We start from the raw sequence: 1,620 nt of genomic DNA on the forward strand, positions 1-1,620 counted from the left end.
GCGTCGGTGGGGGTGGTGAGCGGGGTCGGTTCGGTGGGCGGAGTCGCCGACGTGCTCACCTTCGGGGCGTCAGCCACGGTAGCCGGCGGGGTAGGTGTCGAAGCTGGAGCGGTGGGCACGGGTGCGGTCGTCTCCGAGAGGTCGGCCGGGGGCGTCGGTGTCGAAGACGGGGTGTCCGACAGGGTCGTTGCGTAGGGCGGGGTCAGTGGAGCAGGAAGGTCCGGAGCAGCGGCCCGTGTCGGCGGTGCGGCCGGCTCCGGGGCATCGGCTGATACCGGTGACGCGGGCAGGTTCACTTCAGCGGGCAGGGCCGGAGGTGTGGCCGACTCCGGGGCGTCGGCCGATGCGGGCAGTGGGGCAGGGGCCGGAGCGGTGGGCGGTGTGGCCGACTCCGGGGTGTCGGCCGGGGTCGGTATCACTGCCGACGCTGGTGTGGTGGGCTGAGTCGAGAACTTGTCCGGCACCGCAGCGTCTCCCGGCGCGGCCGACTCTGAGGCGGGGTCCGGTGCCGAGGCGGGGCCGGGTTCTGAGGTGAGTTCCAGCTCCGAGGTGGGTTCCGGCTCCGAGGTGAGCTCCGGCTCAGACGTAGGGCCCGCTTCCGAGGTGAGCCCCAGTTCCGGTGTGGACGCGAGACCGGGGGCGGCAGCCGCCTGCTCCGATGGGGCAGCCCCGGTCTCCGGTACGGCAGCCGCCTGTTCCGATGGGGCAGCCCCGGTCTCCGGTACGGCAGCCGCCTGCTCCGATGCGGAAGCCTCCGCCTCCGATACGGAAACCGCCTGCTCCGATGCGGCAGCCGCCTCGTCCGGTGCCGGAGAAGCCGCCCCCGAATCCACCCCCGTGTCCGCGGTCACCGTCCGCCGCGTGGGCTTCTCGGAAGGCACGCTCGTCTTCCTGGCCAGGCCCTTCTTCGCCGAGGTCTTCTTCCCGGCACCCTTCTTCGCTGCGGCCTTCTTGCTCACGGCTTCCTTCGCCTCTGTCCTCTTCGGCGCGGCCTTCTTCGCGCTGCCTGTCTCCGCCACGACTCTGTCCGAAGAGCCCGTCTCCGCCGGGATCTTCGCCGTCACGCTCGTCCTCTTCGCCGTACCCGTCTTCGCGGCGCCCGTCTTCGTCATGGCCTTCTCCGTCGCAGCTTTTGTCGCCGAGGTGTCTTCCGCCGAACCGGCCTTCGCCACGGCGTTCTTGTTCGTTGCCGCCTTCTTCGCCGCGATCTTCTTGGCCACGACTTTCTTTTCCGCTGCCTTCGTCGCCGCTGCCCTCTTCGTACCGGCCTTCTTCGTACCGGCCTTCTTCGCGGTCGTCCTCTTGGCCGCGGCCTTTCCAGGCTCGGCCTTCTCGGCCGGCGCGTCCTTCGTTGCCGCCCTCGTGGCTCCGGACTTCCCTGGCCCAGCCTTCTCAGCCACCGCTCTCTCCGACCCCGCCTTCCTCTTGCCGGCCTTCTTCGCGGCGGCCTTCCCCGTCCCGCCGCCCTTCTCCGCAGCCGCCTTCCTCAGACTGCCGCGGCCACCCTCCTCCTCGGAAGCCGTCGGCTGCTCTTCCGCACGGCTCTTCCCCTTCGCCGGTTTCTTCCTCGGCTTCGGATCCGGACCGTTGGACGGGGACGGGGGACGCGGGGTCACGGGT

2 protein-coding genes are annotated in these 1,620 nt (G+C 70.9%); both read left to right on the forward strand.

What is annotated here, in order from left to right:
- Nucleotides 1–195, forward strand: a 195-nt coding sequence (locus JHN63_RS53765) for a hypothetical protein (protein WP_234478976.1), incomplete at its 5' end; no start/stop codon positions are given.
- Nucleotides 196–861: 666 nt separating this feature from the next.
- The coding region (locus JHN63_RS51495; RefSeq protein ID WP_200692005.1) for a hypothetical protein at nt 862–1,620 on the forward strand (759 nt) is incomplete at its 3' end.

This window comes from Streptomyces sp. MBT65 (assembly GCF_016612545.1).
Lineage (GTDB): Bacteria > Actinomycetota > Actinomycetes > Streptomycetales > Streptomycetaceae > Streptomyces.